Source organism: Pseudoalteromonas thalassia, assembly GCF_049257215.1.
Classification (GTDB): domain Bacteria; phylum Pseudomonadota; class Gammaproteobacteria; order Enterobacterales; family Alteromonadaceae; genus Pseudoalteromonas; species Pseudoalteromonas lipolytica_C.
In genome coordinates, this window is the sequence record NZ_JBMMUE010000034.1 from 1 (window position 1) to 1,238 (window position 1,238).

Sequence of the window (1,238 nt, forward strand, 5' to 3'; positions counted from 1 at the left end):
TGTTGTGGTCAACTAATTCCGGACAGTGAATTAAGTTTTTCTTCTGCTATAGCAGGGGCAACCATTTGATTATGGCTATGTGGCCTGCGCCAGTTATAATAATTCATCAAATAATTACTAATATCTTTTTCAGCTTCATGATAATTACTATAACCTAATGAGGGAACCCATTCTGTTTTTAAACTTCTAAATAGACGTTCCATTGGCGCATTGTCCCAACAATTCCCTCGGCGACTCATACTTTGCTCTATTCGGTAACGCCACAGTCTTTGTTGAAACTTTCTTGCGTTGTACTGACTGCCTTGATCTGAATGAAACATCAATCCAGATGGTTTGCCTCGCTGTTCGTATGCTCTATCTAATGCTTTAATAACTAAGTCAGTGTCAGGCTTATCAGACATTGCCCAACCAACCACACGGCGAGCAAATAAATCGATAATAACAGCCAGATAAGACCATTTTTTACCCGTCCAAATATAGGTGATATCCCCACACCAAACTTGATTTGCGCTATTTACTTTAAACTCACGATTAAGTTTGTTTGGAATATCTGGTCGCTCCGCCGTCGCTAATTTATATGAATGAGGCCCTGGTTGTTTACAGACCAACCCCATATCACGCATGATACGGCGTACCTTAAAAACGCCTGCAGTTAAATCAGCGTCTTTTAGCATCACCGTCAACATGCGGCTACCAGCAGCTCCACGACTGAGTGAAAATAACTCGTTAATTGTTGATCTAAGCTGCACCTCTTCAAGTTTAATTGATGTCACACGCTGCTTAAAATCGTAATAACTCGAACGCGGAACATTCAATACGCTACAGACCATTTCCACTGACTCATGCTCACTTAATTGGTCTATCAACGAATATTGTTTATCTCGTCTGACATTAAGAGAGCGGTAGCCTTTTTTAAAATTGTTTTCTCTCTTTCAAGCCGATTAACTTTAGCTTCAAGCTCCTGAATTCTAAGCTGCTCAGGAGTAAGCGCTTTAGAATTTGGTGTTGTGCCACCACGCTCTTCTTGTAATTGCTTAACCCAACGTCGAAGGGCTGTTTCACCGACTTCTAGTGAACGAGCAGCTTCTGGAAATGAGTATCCATCATCAAGAACTAATTTTGCTGAACTAAGTTTAAACTCTTGAGAAAAAGAGCGACGTTGTTTTGTCATAGAACACCTCTGTTTGAGTGGTAATAATACCACCTAAATTAGTGTCCGGTTTCATTGAAGCACAACA

Annotated in this window: 1 protein-coding gene; it reads right to left on the minus strand. The window is 40.5% G+C overall.

Annotated features, from left to right (window positions below):
• Nucleotides 1-8 precede the first annotated feature (8 nt).
• A protein-coding gene (locus AAEU31_RS20250; protein ID WP_421968132.1) for an IS3 family transposase occupies nt 9-1,171 on the minus strand; the annotation gives its coding sequence in 2 pieces (ribosomal slippage) (nt 9-916 and nt 916-1,171; 1,164 coding nt in all).
• Nucleotides 1,172-1,238: the final 67 nt, after the last annotated feature.